Origin of the sequence: Nitrospira sp., assembly GCA_037045225.1 — a bacterium.
GTDB lineage: Bacteria > Nitrospirota > Nitrospiria > Nitrospirales > Nitrospiraceae > Nitrospira_A.
Map to the genome: position 1 here is coordinate 3477924 of JBAOHZ010000009.1, position 16595 is coordinate 3494518.

General features: G+C 60.5%; 17 protein-coding genes. 10 read left to right on the plus strand and 7 right to left on the minus strand.

Annotated elements, in window-relative coordinates:
• Positions 1-143 precede the first annotated feature (143 nt).
• Positions 144-668 (plus strand): hypothetical protein, encoded by a 525-nt coding sequence (locus V9G17_17310; protein MEI2754354.1) that lies wholly within the window; start codon positions 144-146, stop codon positions 666-668.
• Between the two features lie 17 nt (positions 669-685).
• Here V9G17_17310 and lpxD read toward each other — a convergent pair whose 3' ends face one another.
• From lpxD to V9G17_17335, 5 genes are all read right to left on the minus strand, one after another.
• Positions 686-1768, minus strand: coding sequence for a UDP-3-O-(3-hydroxymyristoyl)glucosamine N-acyltransferase (gene lpxD / locus V9G17_17315; GenBank protein MEI2754355.1), 1083 nt, complete (start codon positions 1766-1768; stop codon positions 686-688).
• 4 nt (positions 1769-1772) lie between these two features.
• A complete protein-coding gene (locus V9G17_17320) occupies positions 1773-2114 on the minus strand; it encodes a phosphopantetheine-binding protein (protein ID MEI2754356.1) in 342 nt (113 codons plus the stop codon).
• A gap of 63 nt (positions 2115-2177) precedes the next feature.
• On the minus strand, positions 2178-3434 hold the full coding sequence (fabF, locus tag V9G17_17325; protein MEI2754357.1) for a beta-ketoacyl-ACP synthase II: 1257 nt from the start codon (positions 3432-3434) through the stop codon (positions 2178-2180).
• A gap of 194 nt (positions 3435-3628) precedes the next feature.
• Positions 3629-4720 (minus strand): LPS export ABC transporter permease LptG, encoded by a 1092-nt coding sequence (gene lptG, locus V9G17_17330; protein MEI2754358.1) that lies wholly within the window; start codon positions 4718-4720, stop codon positions 3629-3631.
• Between the two features lie 4 nt (positions 4721-4724).
• Positions 4725-5810: an LptF/LptG family permease gene (locus V9G17_17335; GenBank protein ID MEI2754359.1), complete on the minus strand. Its 1086-nt coding sequence runs from the start codon at positions 5808-5810 to the stop codon at positions 4725-4727.
• Between the two features lie 310 nt (positions 5811-6120).
• Here V9G17_17335 and V9G17_17340 point away from each other — a divergent pair, with 310 nt between their 5' ends.
• Both V9G17_17340 and V9G17_17345 read left to right on the plus strand, forming a co-directional pair.
• Positions 6121-6339: a cold shock domain-containing protein gene (locus V9G17_17340; protein MEI2754360.1), complete on the plus strand. Its 219-nt coding sequence runs from the start codon at positions 6121-6123 to the stop codon at positions 6337-6339.
• A 176-nt stretch (positions 6340-6515) separates the two neighbouring features.
• The gene (locus V9G17_17345; protein ID MEI2754361.1) at positions 6516-8432 is read left to right on the plus strand and encodes a tetratricopeptide repeat protein; all 1917 of its coding nucleotides are present in this window, start codon (positions 6516-6518) and stop codon (positions 8430-8432) included.
• 105 nt (positions 8433-8537) lie between these two features.
• On the opposite strand, the gene V9G17_17350 is transcribed toward V9G17_17345, so the two are convergent.
• Entirely contained in the window at positions 8538-9518 is a 981-nt protein-coding gene (locus V9G17_17350; protein MEI2754362.1) for a D-glycerate dehydrogenase, read from the minus strand.
• 107 nt (positions 9519-9625) lie between these two features.
• Here V9G17_17350 and V9G17_17355 point away from each other — a divergent pair, with 107 nt between their 5' ends.
• From V9G17_17355 to V9G17_17365, 3 genes are all read left to right on the plus strand, one after another.
• Positions 9626-12466: an FAD-binding and (Fe-S)-binding domain-containing protein gene (locus V9G17_17355; GenBank protein MEI2754363.1), complete on the plus strand. Its 2841-nt coding sequence runs from the start codon at positions 9626-9628 to the stop codon at positions 12464-12466.
• On the plus strand, positions 12463-12705 hold the full coding sequence (locus V9G17_17360) for a hypothetical protein (GenBank protein MEI2754364.1): 243 nt from the start codon (positions 12463-12465) through the stop codon (positions 12703-12705). Before V9G17_17355 ends, V9G17_17360 begins: the two co-directional genes overlap by 4 nt.
• A gap of 107 nt (positions 12706-12812) precedes the next feature.
• Positions 12813-13091: a hypothetical protein gene (locus tag V9G17_17365; protein MEI2754365.1), complete on the plus strand. Its 279-nt coding sequence runs from the start codon at positions 12813-12815 to the stop codon at positions 13089-13091.
• A gap of 81 nt (positions 13092-13172) precedes the next feature.
• Here the strand turns inward: V9G17_17365 and V9G17_17370 are convergent, their stop codons facing one another.
• Positions 13173-14174, minus strand: coding sequence for a zinc-dependent peptidase (locus V9G17_17370; GenBank protein ID MEI2754366.1), 1002 nt, complete (start codon positions 14172-14174; stop codon positions 13173-13175).
• 307 nt (positions 14175-14481) lie between these two features.
• On the opposite strand from V9G17_17370, the gene V9G17_17375 reads away from it, so the two are divergent.
• The 4 genes from V9G17_17375 to V9G17_17390 all read left to right on the plus strand — a co-directional run bounded on the left by V9G17_17375 (position 14482) and on the right by V9G17_17390 (position 16593).
• Positions 14482-15471 (plus strand): transcriptional regulator, encoded by a 990-nt coding sequence (locus V9G17_17375; GenBank protein ID MEI2754367.1) that lies wholly within the window; start codon positions 14482-14484, stop codon positions 15469-15471.
• Between the two features lie 70 nt (positions 15472-15541).
• Entirely contained in the window at positions 15542-15775 is a 234-nt protein-coding gene (locus tag V9G17_17380) for a hypothetical protein (GenBank protein ID MEI2754368.1), read from the plus strand.
• 195 nt (positions 15776-15970) lie between these two features.
• On the plus strand, positions 15971-16231 hold the full coding sequence (locus V9G17_17385) for a BrnA antitoxin family protein (GenBank protein MEI2754369.1): 261 nt from the start codon (positions 15971-15973) through the stop codon (positions 16229-16231).
• A 140-nt stretch (positions 16232-16371) separates the two neighbouring features.
• Complete coding sequence (locus V9G17_17390; protein MEI2754370.1) at positions 16372-16593, plus strand: DUF4160 domain-containing protein; 222 nt, start codon at positions 16372-16374, stop codon at positions 16591-16593.
• Positions 16594-16595: the final 2 nt, after the last annotated feature.

Sequence of the window (16595 nt, forward strand, 5' to 3'; positions counted from 1 at the left end):
CGCGGACCTGGCTTGCAATCAGACAAGTGAGAAGACAGTCATGGGCCAACGCACAATCTTGCCTCCTTCGACCAATGAAAATTGTCCTGTCCTGGCACATTTTCTCTTGCGGTTGGGGTTGGGATTGTACGACCATCACGCCCATGGCAAAACTTATCTCTCTCAAGCAGCAGGAAGGCCACGACGCAAAAGCGACGGCCTACATCAAAGCCTACATGTTATTTCCAGCCGGCATCCTCGGCTTGATCTCTATGATCGGTGGGGTCGGCGGGCTCGGGTATCAGCTCATCGCCACCGACACCTATACCTGGAGCACCTTTCTCCAAAGTTCTGGGCTGTTGCTGCTGGGCGGGGTGCTTGGATGGGTGCAGACGACTTACCACCGGTGGATCCTGAGCAACCGTCCGGAGGTGTTTGCGTCGCGGATGCGGCAGCCCGCGGTGAATAAGAGCGGCCGTCCCAAACGAGAAAGTGCGGCGAGTCAGGCGCAAGCCAGCGGGTCGCCATGGGCACCAGGGGGGTATATGGTCGGCCTGGCAATCCTGCTCGCTGGATCAATGCTCAGCGTGCTGTATGGCGCGGTCCATCCGATCGCGGCCTGTTTCCTGCCTTGGGCAGGATTTTTCTGGGCCAAACTCTTCTTCTGGAAGTCGGTGTTGACGAACTAACGAGCCGGTGGCACCGGCTATTTGCGACGAGGTGTGCGGGGTTTGGCGGGAGTCTGATGGGCCTGTTCCAGTTTTGCCAGTCGCTCTTCCAACTCGCGGACGCGTTGCCGTAACTCCGGCAACTGCGGAATCACCGCCTGGGCCTTCAGAAATGTGGCATGGGGCATCACCGGCGCACCGGAGACGATTTGATTGGGTTCCAAGCTTCGCGTGACGCCGGATTTGGCCGCAATCATCACCTGATCGCCGATGTGCAAATGGTCGGCGAGGCCGGCCTGTCCACCCACCATCACATACTTCCCCAGCGTCGTACTCCCGGCAATACCGACTTGCGCGACGAGGATGTTGTGCTCACCGACCACCACGTTGTGGGCGATTTGTACGAGATTATCGATCTTTGTCCCGCGCTTGATAACGGTGTTGCCGAACGTCGCGCGATCCACGCTCACATTAGAGCCTAACTCCACGTCATCTTCGATGAGCACGCCGCCTAGCTGCGGAATTTTCTGGTGACGTCCCTGGTACGGGACGTACCCGAATCCGTCGCTGCCGATCACGGTGCCGCTGTGTACGATCACGCGGGCTCCCAGGCGGCACCCTTCGCGGACCACCACATTGGGGTAGAGCAGGGCATCCTCACCGATGACGCTATCGTCGCCGACAAAGACTCCCGGATAGAGGGTCACTCGCGCCCCGATGGAGACGCGGTCTCCGAGGGTCACGCCGGGCCAGATCGACACATCCGCGCCGATCGTCACGTTCTCGCCACGGGTGATGCCCTGGGCAATGCCGCGCACGCGGGTCGGTTGTGTGAAAAACTGTTGGGCGGCTCGCGCAAAGGCGTAGGCGGGATTGTCCACCACGAGTTGCGGTGACGGACACTCCGGCAGGCGACGTCCTACGAGTAGGGCCCCGATGGCGGCGGTCTGCGGGGATTTTAAGTTGCGTTCGGAGGTGAGGAACGCGAGATCGCCTGGTCCGGCCTCTTCCAGGCTTGCCACCCCGATGACGGTCGCATCCGGCGAACCGACCAGTTCTCCTCCGACATAACTGTGGAGTTCGCGGAGCGTGAGCGGTGTGCGTCTCGGTGCAGTCGTCATACGGCTACGCCTTCTTGCCTTTAGTCGCTCGTTTGGCTGCGGGCTTCTTCGATACGGCTTTCGCCGGAGTTTTCTCGGCCGCCTTCGCGAGAGCCTTCGGAGGTGCCACGCGGCCCTGCACGTAGCCAATCACCTGGCCGACGGTGGTCAGGCCAGCGAGATCCTGGTCGGGGATCTGGAGATTAAAGACCTCCTCGATGCGGTACAGCATTTCGATGACCGCCATGGAATCCAACCCCAGGTCGTCGCGCAGGTGATGGGTCGTCTGAATCGACGCCGCATCCCGCTTGAGGTAGTCCGCCAGCGCCTGAATGATCTTGTCAGAAACGTCTGAAGTCTTCGCCATAACCGGTTCCTTCGTTCCTTGCCGGCACACCGCACGTGCATGAATGTCGGTACCCGACCCGGGTCAGGTCGACAGAGATTTTAAGACGACGGCGGCATTGTTGCTGCCGAATCCGAACGCGTTGATCAGGGCGACCTTCGTTTTGCGGCTTTGCGGTTCCGCAGACAGTCCCGCGAGGGCGCAGGCCGGGTCCGGATCGTCAAGGTTGAGCGTCGGGTGGATCTGCCCGCTGGTGAGAGTCAGAGCCGAGACAATTCCGGCCAGCGATCCCGCCGCGCCTAGCGTGTGACCCACGAGTGACTTGGTTGCGCTCACGGCCAGCTTGTCCGCCCGCGATTTGAACAACAGGCGAATGGCCTTCACCTCGACGGCATCACCCACTGTCGTTGAGGTCGCATGGGCATTGATGTAATCGACCTGTGCCGGCGTGATGCCCGCATCCTTTAACGCCAGGCGCATCGTGATCGCCACCTCTTCACCGTCTTCGCGTGGAATCACCATGTGATGAGCTTCACTGGTGGCGGCGTAGCCCGCCACTTCCGCGTACATTCGGGCCTTGCGTTTCTTCGCGTGGGCCAGTGATTCGAGAATCAGCGCGCCGGCGCCTTCACCCATGACGAACCCGTCTCGCCCGCGATCGAATGGGCGCGAGGCTCGTTCCGGCGCATCGTTATACTTCGTTGAAAGCGCGCGAAGCGAGCAAAATCCGGCAAAGACCAGCGGCGTGATACTGGCATCGGCGCCGACGACGATCACGGCATCTGCCGTCCCGGCACGAATGGCATGCATCGCCTGGCCAAGCGCATGGGCACTCGATGAGCAGGCGGTTGAAATTGTCAGGTTCGGTCCTTTGGCGCCATAGGCCATGGCCACGATGCCGGAAGCAGAATTCAGTGTAATGACCGGAATAAAATTCGGATGCACCCGGTGCGGGCGTTTCTGTTCATACAGTTGGGTAATTTCTCGTTCGCCCATCACCATGCCGCCCATGCCGGCGCCGACGATGACCCCGACCCGGTGCGGCTCCTCCCGCTCCATGTGGAAGTCGGCATCCGCCAGCGCTTCCTTGGCGGCCACGAGGGCGAACTGGGCATAACGATCCACCCGGTCGCCTTGGCCTGCGGGGAGATACTGCTCGGGGGAGAATCCGAGAATGCGTCCAGCCACGCGCGACCGGTACCCTTCCAGCGGGAACGGGTCGAAGGAGGAAATGGCCGAGATTCCAGATCGACCTTCCAGCGCCGCTTTCCAGAACTGCGGCACCCCGATACCGATGGGGGAGACGACCCCCAGACCTGTGATGACGACTCTCGTCGACATAGAACCCTTTCACTACTTGCCGGTGATGCCTTGTGCGGCCTGTCTACTTACCGTACGGTGGCGCCACAGTCAATGCTAGAGGCGGTCAGGTGTTCAGTATCCCTGAAGCTTGCACGCAAGAAGTCGATTCCTAGACACCTGGGTCATGAGGGGCACACTTCAGAGGATGCTCAAATGGCCCACCCAGCAAGCTCCTAGTAACGCACTTTCAGGAGCAAATAAAAGCCGAACGTCAGAAATACCAGATTGGCCATCCAGCCCGCCAGCATCGGCGAGAGGGCGCCGCCGCGGCCCAACGCAATCGCCACGGAGTGGGTCGACCAGTAGAAGAATCCCACGGCCATGGCCTGCCCGATTCCCATGGCCATGCCGCTGCCGCGCACCCCGGTGCGGCGGAGGCTCAGGGCAATGCCGACGACCACCATAATAAACGTCACACAGGGGAAGGCGATCCGACCATAATAGTCCGTCAGCAGGCGCGGCAGGATGGTGCCTCCTAATTTAAGCCGATCGACATAAGCCCGAATCTCCTGCAACGTCATCGTTTCCGAGTCCAGTTCCAGCCAGGTGGTAAAGTCGTCCGGAATTTGCGCGAGCGGCAAGGGTTCCGTCTGAAAGCTGTTCACCGACACCGTGCCATCCTGCCGGAACGAACGTCGAATGCCGTCTTCCAGGACCCAGCCCTGCGGTGAATAGACCGCCCGCTGTGCTTCTGCGATCTGTTCCAGCTCGAACGTCGGGCTCAAGCGATAGAGGCGGATCTTTCGCAACACGGCTCCGCCTGGGTCGATGGTGTCGATGTTCATCAATGTTTGGCCGCCCAGGCTGACCCAGGGCTGTGCCGCTTTCACCGAGACCGGCAACTCTCGTTTTTCGATCCGGGTTGTTTTAATCTGTTCGGCCTTGGCGAGGGCGAGGGGAATGACGGTCGAGCTGAAGGCAAACAGCACCAGGGCCAAGACCGTTCCCAGAAATAAGAACGGAGAGGTGATCCAATAGAGACTGATCCCGCAGCTGCGCATCGCGGTGATTTCATGGCTGCGCGACAGCAGGCCGATCGTGAGCAAGGTCGCCATCAACACCGCCAGCGGTGCGATCTGGTACGAAATGGCCGGCATCTTGAGGACGAAGTACGTCAGCACATCGAGCGCATGGGCGTCGTATCGCAGGAACCGGCGCACCTTCTCGAAGAAGTCGATGACGAGATAAATGGTCATCAACCCGGCAAAGCACATGCCGAAGATCTTCACGTATTCACGCAGCATATAGCGGAAGAGGATGTTCATCGTGTTACTGCCGGCTCACTCGATAGAACCATAGAATCGTGACGAGGGTGAAGATCACGTTGGGCAACCAGGCGCCGGCGAACGGCGAGATCCAGAGGGTGGTGACCAAAAACTCGCAGGCCACATTGATGACATAGTAGGCGATGACCACCAGCACGCCGACTGCAAATCCGCCGATGCTGCCGGAACGTTTGGAGACGATGCCGACCGGCACCCCCAGGATACAAAACACCAGTGACGCCGCCGGGAAGGCCAGATCCTTATAATATTCCATCAAGCGCCGGAGGGCATTGGTATCCGTCCAGCCGGTACTCTCCAACTTGGCGCGAATGACCTCCATCGGGGTGCGTTCTTCGGCACCATAGAGTTTCGCGCCCAGGCTCATCTTCAGGTCATACGAGGTAAACGAAATCTTCTGATACTCCTCCGGGTTTTGGGGGCGACTGTGGATGACCCCATTCATCAGTCGCAGTGCGACCTGATTGCTCGCCGGATCGGTCATCACCCGGTACTGCTGCGCCACGATGATGCGGGGATCGGCCGGGTTTCGCTCATCGGCCACGAAGATGCCTCGATTGTCCTGCCCCTGTTGGGCATCCGGTACGTAGATCGTCATCTTGGGAATGGCTTCATTAAACACGCCGCGATCGAGTTCCAGCACAAGTTCGTCGCGCAACAGGTTGAGCGCCACCTTCTTCATATTGACGTTGCTCCAGGGCTGCCCGTATTGGGCCATGACCAAGGTCAGGCCGCAGACCAGCCCGGCAAAGATAAAGACGGATTGGGAGAGCCGCAGGAGGCTGAAGCCGGCGGCGCGCATCGCCACGAGTTCTTTGTCGAGCGAGAGGCGGCCGAACGCCGTGATGGTGGCGATGATGCCCGCGATGGGCAGCGTGAGTACCAGAAACGACGGCAGTAAGTGCGCGAATACTTTGAGGACGGAGAGAAACCCGATCCCCTTCGTCACCAACAGTTCCACCAGTCGCAGCAACTCTTTCGTGAGCATCACGAAACAGAGCGCCGCCAAGCTGATGCAAAACGGAGAGAGGAGCTCGCGGAAAATGTAACGATCGAGGATGGTGTGCAGCACGAGGGCGGTAACAATCCTACATCGGAGACATGAATGGCCGCACTATAGAAGAGTCTGCGGAGCTTGTAAACAGATTGAAGGTCCGTTTCCAGAACTATCCGCTTGACAAGATTTTCACCCCATGGTACATCGCTCCGCACTTTTCAGCAGGTCACGATGGTTCGGCTTGTATATTGTCTCAACGCCCCGCAAGAGCTTTCTCGCTCGTCGCTATTATTTCTCCTTATATCGTCATCATTACCATGCCATGCGACTCAGCCGGCGAGCTGATGCGCTCATTATGTCTGTGCGTTGAGGAAGGGAGGACCGTATGAAGACCAAGGGAACAGTGAAGTGGTTCAACGATCGGAAGGGGTTCGGGTTTATCCGGCTCGATGGCGGAGACGATGTCTTCGTGCATTATTCCGCGCTGCAGGGCGATGGATTCAAGACGTTGAAAGAGGGGGAGAACGTCGAGTTCGACATCGTCCAGGGAGCCAAGGGGCCGCAAGCGGCGAACGTGTTGAAGGATCTCGCACCGGCGTCCTAACGGCCGGGGTTCTGTCATCCGCGGCCCCTCCGTGTAGGGGAGGGGCCGCCGGTTTTCCTCGCGTGCGCTGCTCCGCTCTAGACCCCGCATTCGCGCGGTTGCTCTTTTATCCATTTGTTTGACAAAGAAAAGGCGGACTGTTAGCGTTGACTCTCAACGTCGGGTGAGGAGTCTTCTTGGCTGTCGATCGCCGAACAGTTCTCCAAAACGCGCAGCTCTTTGCTTCTAAAGGGCAGTACGAAGCGGCCATCGCTGAGTGGCGAAAACTCAGCATCGATACCCCAGCCGACGGGACCGTCCTCAACACCATCGGCGACCTCCAGCTCAAACGCAACGCCAACACCGACGCCGTTACCGCCTTTCTGCAGGCCGCCGGGGCCTTCCGTTCAGAAGGCTCCGTCCTCAAGGCCATTGCCGCGTATAAAAAGATTCTCAAGGTTGATCCCACTCGAATCGACATCTACCGGCACCTCGGCGATTTAAACGCGGAACGAGGGCTGTTGAGCAGCGCCGTCCAGGATTATTTGACCCTGGCGAAACACTACTTCAAAGACGGTCGCAATAAAGAAGCGCTGGAGATTTATCGCAAGATCGTGGTGCAGGATCCGTCGAATCTTGATGCGCAGCTGCGCGTCGCGGAACTCTGTGAACAGGAAAAATTGCTCGACGAAGCGGTGCGGGTCTATGTGCAACTCGGGCGGGAGCGCTCGGCCGCGCAGCAGTATGATCAGGCCAATGCCATGTATGCGGCGGTCTTGCGCCTGGATCCGGAGAACGCCGAAGCCAAAGAAATTATCACCATGATCAAAGCGGGCGGCAGCGCGCCCTTGAATGTGGTCCGCGCGGCCAAATCGGCTGCGGCGGCCGCGAAGCCGGGTGAAGGCAGCGATCTTCTGGCGGAAGCGACGCGTCGGATTGAAGAAGGACAGTATGCCGGCGCCGAAGCCATGCTGACCCAGCTTTTGAGCCGCGAGCCCGGCAACCCTGAAATCTGCCAGCTCCTCGCACGGCTGCATTTATTGCAGGGGAATCTACAGGTGGCATTGGGGGAGTATCGCTTCCTGGCCGGCGCCGCCCTGCGCGCGCAAGACCATGGCATGGCCGAATCGCTGATTAACGATTATCTCAAGGTCGAACCGGCCTCCGTGCCGATGTTGGAATTACTGGGAGAGCTCTATCAGGAAAAAGGGGATGCCGCGGCAGCGGCGCAGCATTTCGGCCGGGCCGTGGAGATTTTGCTGGAGCATCCCGAACCGGGGATGCCCACGCTTCCGGCGGAGCTGTTCGAGAAGGTTCAGGCGCTGGCCCCGGGGAGTGCCATCGCTCGCAAGCTTGCGCCGGCGTTCGATCCCAATGCATCGCCCGTCGTCGAACCTGAGGTTGCCGCAGAGCCTGTCGCAATCCAGGTCGAAGCAGAACCACAACCGGCGCCGATTCCCGCTCCGGTCGTCGCCGCGCCTGCGGCAGACATGCCCTTCCGTTTGCAGGGCGCTGCGCCAGCGCCGGCTGCGCTGCCTCCCGCCACGCCGCCCCCCGCACCGGCTCCTGTGGCAGCACAGGTCAGCACACCGCCTCCGCCTAAGCTGGCTCCGGTTGCGCCTGTCTCTCGGGCTGAGCCTGAGCCGCCGCCTCCCGCTCCCGTTCCTGCCACATCGGCTGCCGTTCAGGTGGATGCGGAAACGAGTTATGCGTTGGGCATGGCCTACAAAGATATGGGCCTCTTAGAGGAAGCCAAAGAAGAGTTCGTCTGCTCGATGAAGGACTCAGGGTTTTTTGTCGATTCCTGCCTGATGATGGGACTGTGTCTCAAGGAACAGAGCCGGGCTGACCAGGCCATTCAATTGTTGGAGAAGCTCATCGCCGATTCGCGTTGCCGGGGGGGCAATGCCCAACTCGTACGGTATGAACTGGCGGTGCTCTATGAACAATCCGGTGCCCGCGAGCGAGCGCTGGCCATGTATCAATCCATTCCCTCGTTCCACGACGTGTCCCGCCGAGTGGAAGCGCTTCGTCTGCTGGGCGCCAACGGGGCCACCTATCCGGACGTGTCAGTTCCTAGTCAGAGCAATCATCTGCCACTCGCCGGCCACTAGTCCGGACTCTTCATCCAAATCTGCTTCCTTGTCCGATCCGATCGGGTAGTCGAAGATTGCCTCGTTCGGCCTCCTCGACGGACTGCCAGTGCGCCTGCATCGGCCTTACACGTGAGGAGCTTCTGTGCGATTCACCTGATTCGGCGCCGACCTTCCGGCAAGCACCGCTTCAATATTCTCCAGACAGATCATCCCCATGCGTACACGCGTCGCAAGGGTGGCGGAGCCGAGGTGCGGGAGAACCACCACCTGCCGGAGTTCGCGCAGGCTGGGGTGAAAGACCGGTTCCTGTTCAAAGACGTCCAGTCCTGCGCCGGCCAGCCGACGTTGCAGGAGCGCATCGACCAATGCGCCTTCGTCCACCACCGGTCCTCGTGAAGTATTGATCAGAAACGCTGTGGGCTTCATGAGTGCCAGCTGCCGTGGACCGATCAAGTGGTGAGTTGCTGGGGTGAGCGGCACATGCAGGCTCACAAAATCCGCGGCCCTCAGCAGGTCAGGCAGGGCGCGCTGTTCCCAGTGAGAGGACACCTGTCCCGGCCCATGCAGGGTGCGTGCGCTGTAACAGACGCGCATGCTGAAGCCGGCGGCCCGCTGTGCCACCGCCTGCCCGATCCGCCCCATGCCGACGATCCCCAGCATCTTGCCCGACACATCGGTCCCCAGCATCTGAGTCGGCGCCCAACCGGGCCAGGCCCCCGCTCGCACATAGGCGTCGCCTTCCGCTACGCGCCGTGCCACCGCCAGGATCAGTGCCCAGGTGAGATCGGCGGTCGAGTCGGTCAACACGTCCGGAGTATTCGTGACTACAATGCCCTTGGCTGTCGCGGCGGCGAGGTCGATGTTGTTGTACCCCACGGCATAGTTGGCGAGGATCTTCAGTCTGGTTGCGGCGGCCAGCAGGGTCGCATCGATGCGATCGGTCAGGGTGCAGATGGCCGCGTCCGCGTCGTGGAATCCTGCGTTGAAGGCCTCCCACGACGGCGCGATGTCGCGTGGCTCGTTCAAGAGCTGGAACTGCTGGCGGGCGGCCGCCATGACCGGATCGGGCAGCAGCCGGGAGATATAGAGCGTGGGACGTGACATGGCGCCTCGTTGGAATGGCACGTATTTTAGCGAATCGCCCCCGACGCAACAACTCACTTGTCCTGCTCTCTGCCGAGCGACTACAATAACGCAACGTAATCACAAGCATGACCCTCATCCTTCCCAACACCTCATCCGTCGTCGTCAGCGGCCTTCGGCAACTCCTCGGACAGGCGAAGGTCTGGAACGACGTGCCCACACTGACCGCCTATGCCGTCGATGCCAGCATTTACCGGATGCAGCCACAAGCCGTCGTGCTCGCGGAACATGAAGGCGACATCGAGACCGTCGTGCGATTTGCGGTGGAGCGAGGCATCCCCCTCACGCCGCGCGCCGCCGGCACCAATCTCACCGGCTCTGCGATCGGCTCCGGCATTATTCTGGATATTTCCAAGCTGAACCGGATTCTCGAAGTGAATGAGGAAGGACGCTGGGCCCGCGTGCAGCCGGGGATCGTCCTGGCGGAGTTGAACAAGCAGCTCGGGCGACGCAATCTCCTCTTCGGTCCCGATCCCTCCAGCGGCGACATGTGCAAACTCGGGGGCATGCTCGCCAACAATTCGGCCGGACCGCACACCCTCATCTATGGTTCCGTGAAAGACAACGTTCAGGCCATGCGCGTCTGCCTGCCGTCCGGCTCCTGGCTCTCCGCGTCCTCGATGAACCTCAACGATCCGGGGTTGGATCAGACCCTCGCGGCCCATCCGTCGCTCAAGCCGATCCTCGACCTCGTTCAGCGGCAGCGAGGCCTGATCGACAGCAAGAAGCCGACGGTGAGCAAGAATAGCTGCGGGTACAACCTGTTCGGCCTGGCCGACGGGTTGAGTCGCGGTGTCTTTGATCTCCCCAAACTGTTCGTCGGCAGCGAGGGCACGTTGGGTGTGGTGAGCGAAGCGACGCTTCGGCTCGTGCCGAAACCACAGGGCACATTGACGGCGCTGATCCACTTTCGCCGTCTCGAAGAAGTCGGAGAGGCGGTGCCGCATCTCTTGAGCCTCCGACCGAGCGCACTGGAAGTCATGGATGCCAACACGCTGAACCTGATCGGGCGGTCGTCGCATGGCATTCCCGCTGATGCGGCAGCCACCCTGCTGGCTGAACTCGATAGCAGCGACGGCGAAGGCGATCTGCGCGAACGGGCCGATCAGATGGCTGCCATCTGCGGGCGGTATCAACTGTGCGGCGACCTGACCATCGCCTATGACAAGGAGCAGCGCGACCAGCTCTGGAAAGCCCGCAAGGCCCTGTATCCCACGCTCTACCGGTTCGATCCGCGCAAGAAGCCGATCAACTTCGTGGACGATGTGGTGGTGCCCGCCACACGGATCAGTGAATTGATTCGGTACCTGGAAACCTTCTTCGAAGGACAACAGGTGCCCGTGGCGATCTTCGGTCACATCGGCAACGGGAACGCCCACATCACGCCTTTGCTCGACGTGAACGACCGGCAGGATTTCGACAAGATGGTGCAGGCCTACCATGAGATTCACGGAGCGGTATTGTCCCGGTTCGACGGCTCCATTTGCGGCGAGCATGGCGATGGCCGGGTGCGGGCGGAGTATGTGCGGAAGATGTTTGGCGACGAGTTGTATCAACTCTTCGTGCAGGTGAAGCAGACGATCGATCCTGCGAATGTAATGAACCCCGGCATCAAGATCAGCGAAACGCCGTTTACGGAACACATCGACTACCAGCGGCTCTCGAAATCCTGTGCGACCTGCGCGAAGTGCAACTCCGTCTGTCCGGTCTACGACGTGTTTCAGTCGGAAGATATGAGCTCGCGCGGCTGGTTCGAAATCGTCACGGCGAAGGACTATAGCTACCTCGACTCGAAGCGGGTGGTGGAGGCCTGCTTGAATTGCAAATCCTGCCGCACGATCTGTCCGGCCGGGGTGGATGTGTCCGAGTTGATCCTCCAGCGGCGTGCTGAGCATCCCAACCAGGGCTCGCGCTGGCTCTTTGCGCTGCAGGCGAAACTGCCGGTATTTGAAGCGATACTTAAACTTCTGGCGAGGACGCAGTCACTGTGGGATCGGCCGGTTCCGCGCGCGCTGCTCGAACGCCTGGCCGCGCCGGTGATGAAGCGCATCGCCTCCACGGCGAGACTGCCGGCGGAGATGGTCCTGCCCACACTCGCCACGACCCATTTGCGCAATCGTTATCCAGAGCTCACGCAATCGTTGAAGTCCAAGGCCGGCCCTCGCGTGGCCTATTTTCATGGCTGCGCGGCGAACTATTTCGACGACGGGGTAGGGGATGCGGTGATTGCCGTGTTGCGGAAGCATCACGTCGAGCCGGAACTTCCTCCGCAGCGTTGTTCGGGGACGCCCATCGAAACCTACGGGCATGTGGATCTGGTGAAGGAGAATGCCCGCTTCAATCTGCAGTCTTTGGCGGGCTATGATCAGGTCGTCACCGGCTGCGCTTCCTGCACGCTGATGCTCAAGGAATACAAGAAGTTTTTCGAGCGTGGCCCGGAGCAGCAGGCGGCAGATGCGTTGGCGAAGAAAGTGGTCCACATCACGGAATTCGTGGCGCGATCCGACCAGCATCCGCCGATGGGGACGCCGCAAGGCCAGACCGGGAAGGTGACCTACCATTCCTCCTGTCACCTGCGAGCCGCCGGAGTGACCAAGGAGCCACGGCAGTTGCTGAAACAGCTGCCGGGATCGGACTATGTGGAGATGACCGATGCCGATCGCTGCGCGGGCGGGGCCGGGACCTATATCGTGAAAGACTACGACACGTCGCAGAAGGTCTTCGACCGGAAGCGGCGGAATATCGAGCAGAGCGGGGCGGAGACGGTGGCTACCAGTTGCCCGGCCTGCATGATTCAGCTCAGCAATGGTATGCGTGGCCGCGTGGCGGTGAAACATGTGGCGCAATTACTTAACGACGCCTATGAGGCGGGCGCAGCAACCGAGAGAGGACCAGGAGCCGGCCAATGACCTTTCGCAAAGTAGATCTGATTTTTGTGGCGCTGGCGCTGCTCGTGGTGGGAGGCGTGGCCCTGTTGCCGTCGCCGCGTGACCGCAACCCGAAGGTGCCGGCCAACGGTGCGCATCAGGCCGTGACGGTCGAGAAAGAGTGCCTGGCCTGCCATGTGCCGGCAGGCGTTCGTCCCTTGCCGGTGGAGCATCCCAAGCGGCAGGACTGCCTGCACTGCCATGCGCGGGGGCAGGGGTGAGGGGAGCCGTCGTTCGTCTCTCGTATCGGATACTCCGTCGCTGACTTCTTGTCATATGCTATAAGCCATACGCTCCTATTACTAATCTCATGAAGGATCTGTAGACCATGGTAAAAGTGTTGATTCTCGGGCCGACGTTATTACAGCGGGTTACGGAGCCTGAACTTGATGTGGACGTGGAAGGGTCGGTGCCCGTCAAGCTCCTCATCGAAGGGAATGCCGACCTCATGGATGCCTTGGCGCCGTTCGTGGTGCGTGGCGAACTGCTGGTGACCGTGAACCGCAAGGTCGGCTCACTCGATTCCGTGGTGAAAGACGGCGACGTGTTGAAAATCTCCCACCAATCGCGCGCCTCCTACGACGGCACCACCGATATTCCCACCTGAGCAGGCGACGGTCACGGGGGCGTCGCCCGCAACGCGTAGACGGGCTCTCGCTCTCGCTGGATGGTCAGAGCACGGCTATCGTCAGGGGGCAGCCCCGGACGCCGAGGGGCTGGTTTTTGAACGACAGCACTGTGCGTATCGTGTGCCGCTCCCGCAGGGGCAGGGGGCAGTGCGGTCTAGACCCTGGCCACGCGCGGGCAGCGCGGAGAGCAGCGCGCCGGGGTCTTGGTGGAACATGTTCCGCAGCATGTCGTACAACGCGGGATCTTTGTGTTTCAGGATATCGGGCGACGTGAAAAAATACTCAGCCAGCACCGCAAAAAACTCGTGTGAATTCGTATAGGCATAGCGATTGATGTGAGCGTGATGCTCCGGCGGGCGAGCCAGTTCCCGGGCCACATACCGTACCCATAGCCGGACCACCATCCACGGCACCTCCGGCGGGAGGCCATAGTCGTCCGCCTCGCGTTCAACCAGATGTGCGAATTCATGGACCCCCACATTCTGCTTGCCTGACGGATGGGCAAACCCTGCCAGGAGCGCCGGCTTCGAGAGAATCATGACTCCGCTCAAATGGTGCAGGCCCACCATCCCGAGCATGGCCACATCCGATCCCTTGGCGCTCTGGTAGTCGTCATCGAACGCATCCGGATAGATCAGCACTTCGCGCAGCCGATGGTAGTCCCAGTCGTGGAAACCAAAGATGGGGATCACCGCGCTTGCCGCGACCAGCACCCGAACCGTCTCGTCGAGCTCGGTGCGAATACCCGTGATTCGAACCTCATCGAGAAAGATCTGCACGACCTGCCGAAAACGCGCCTTGCCTCCCGCATCCATGGCCACGAAGAATGCCACATGCGCGCTGAGTATCTGTTCCCAGGCATCGGGAAACGGCTGCTGCATGACTGCGAGCCGCCGGAGTGTCCGGCGTCGTAGCAGCCAATAGGTGAATGGACTCAGTGCCAGCAGGAGCCACAGCGGCGCGGCGATCCATCCCCACACTCCTGTGCCCATGGCTACCAGGCCAGCGGCGGCGAGCGCCTGCCGCTGGTTTCGTCGATTCGTCTCAGGCGTCACAAGCATCGTGGCAGTGTCCTCAGTGAAAGGGATGCCACGGAGATTCTACGCTGGTGATCTGTGCTCTGCCAGCAGGCCCATGCTGTCAACTATCAGCTTAGATCCCCAACGTCTAACGCTTCACGAGAGACGAGCGACGATCGACGATCCCCTAGATTCCGAAGTCCTGCTATCGGCCATACGCCATAAGCTATCAGCTCTTGTTGCCGAACGAGATACGCTTCACGGACGACGAGATACGGTTCCTCTTCCTCCCCTCAGCCCATCCTGGTAGACTGGGCGCCGCAATCGACCGGGCGGGAGCGGAGAGACGATGGCGCGCAACGATCAAGCGGTGCGTCTGTTGGTGGTGTTGAAGCAGCTGGAGGCGTCGCGGCAGGGCCTCACGCTGGAGCAGCTGGCTGAGTCGCTCGCGCCAGGATCCACCCGGCATCCCCGCACGCTCCGCCGCGATCTCGCCGCGTTGGAAGAAGCCGGCTATCCCCTCGTCACCGAACGCATCAACGGCCAGACCTGCTGGCGACTTATGGAGGGATTTCGCAACGTCCCCGGGTTGCGCTTCTTCCCCTCGGAACTCATGGCGTTGACCTTCAGCCGACGGCTCATCACCCCGCTGGAAGGCACCGAACTCCACACCTCCTTGCAGTCTGCGTTGGGCAAGGCCGCCGCCGCGCTGCCGCCGCAGGGCGTAGCCCTGGTCCAACAACTCGACGGCACCTTCAGCGTCGGCCTCGGTCCGCACAAACGGTATCGGCAGCATCGAGAAACCATCGATCGCCTCACCAGAGCCATCGCCGACGCCACCACCGTGCAGATCCGTTACGATTCCGCCTCGCGCGGCCGCACGACCAGGCGCGAAGTGGATCCCTATCGCCTCTGGTACGCCACCGGCGGCCTCTACCTCATTGCCTACTGTCACCTGCGGCGCGAGCCGCGCATGTTCGCCGTCGAACGGATCAAGTCCGTGACCCCGACCGACCATCCCTATCAGATGCCGCTGCATTTCGATCTCGATGCCTTCGTGCAGGACGCGCTGACCGTCATGCGCGGGCCGCGTATCGAGGTGGAGTTGGATTTCAACAAGGCCACTGCCGCCTGGGTGAAGGATCGAGTCTGGCATGCCACGCAGGAAACTAAACGGACCAAAGGCGGCGGTTTACGCATGACCCTCTCCGTGGCCGATACCCGAGAACTAATCGGCTGGGTGTTGAGTTTCGGTAGCGGCGTGACGGTCCTCAAGCCCGACAGCCTGCGGGAAGCGGTGCGAGAGGAAGCGCAACGCATTGCGGCGCAAGGGGAGTGAAGGGGTGCCATAAGAGAACGCTGACGGTGAAGGATTGATCTACTTCATTTCTCGAAACTGGGAGACGACAATGGCGACGGTAAGTTTCAGCATTCCTGAAGCGGTAAAGAAGAGATTCGACCGGGCATTCGCAGGAAAGAATAAGAGCCGGGTCATTGCCGACCTCATGTCGCAAGCCGTTGAGGAACAGCTGGTGCAGAAGCGCAGGAGTGAAGCGATCGACGCATTGCTGGGCCGTCGACGATCCCGGTTGCCGATGTCGATGCGCGATCTCCGTCGGGCTAGGGAGTCAGGTCGGCTGTGACATGATGGGGTATGTCAGTGGCGCTGACGCTATCAGATGCGGTCTTGGTCACGGCGGATGCGCGGTATGAACGGACCGCCCGACGAAGGGGAGCGATCATGTTGTTGCGCGATGTGGCATTGGTGTAGTCAATCTGCGCGTTCCGTCGAGTGCGGTGTGATGGTGGTCCCAGGGTTGTATTGCCGACAATAGAAAATGTGTTGGCTGGGTGTTGAGTTTCGGCAGCGGCGTGAAGGTGCTCTTGATTTCTCCGATATCCCGGAAGTGAGGGACGCAGAATTGAAACGTATGCGTCGAGTCGGCCGGCCGGCCAGCGGCATGGCCAAGCAGTTGATCGCTATTCGTCTGTCTCCGAAACTTCTGAGCCAGCTTCGCAAGATGGCCGCCAAGCAGGGGAAGCCCTATCAATCCTTGATTCATGAACTCCTGGCGAAAGCGGCCGCAACAGCTGCGTAGAACTTTCCGCGGGTACTTCAAATGAAGAACAGCAAACGAGCCAAACTGGAAGCGGCCGGATGGGCCGTTGGGTCGGTGAAAGAGTTCCTGGGCCTGTCCGAGGCAGAGTCGGCGCTCATCGACATGAAGCTGGCCCTCCCATGTTCTATGAGGACCATGCCCCACCGCATTTTCATGTGCGCTATGGTGAGCACAAGGCTATTATCGCCATTGAGTCATTGGCGCTCTTAGAAGGATATTTGCCGCCGCGTGCATTGGGACTTGTTGCCGAATGGGGCGCACTTCATCGAGATGAGCTGAACGACGACTGGACACTTGCAGAGCAGCGGGCACGGCTTAAGAAAATTAAGCCGCTGGAGTAAGG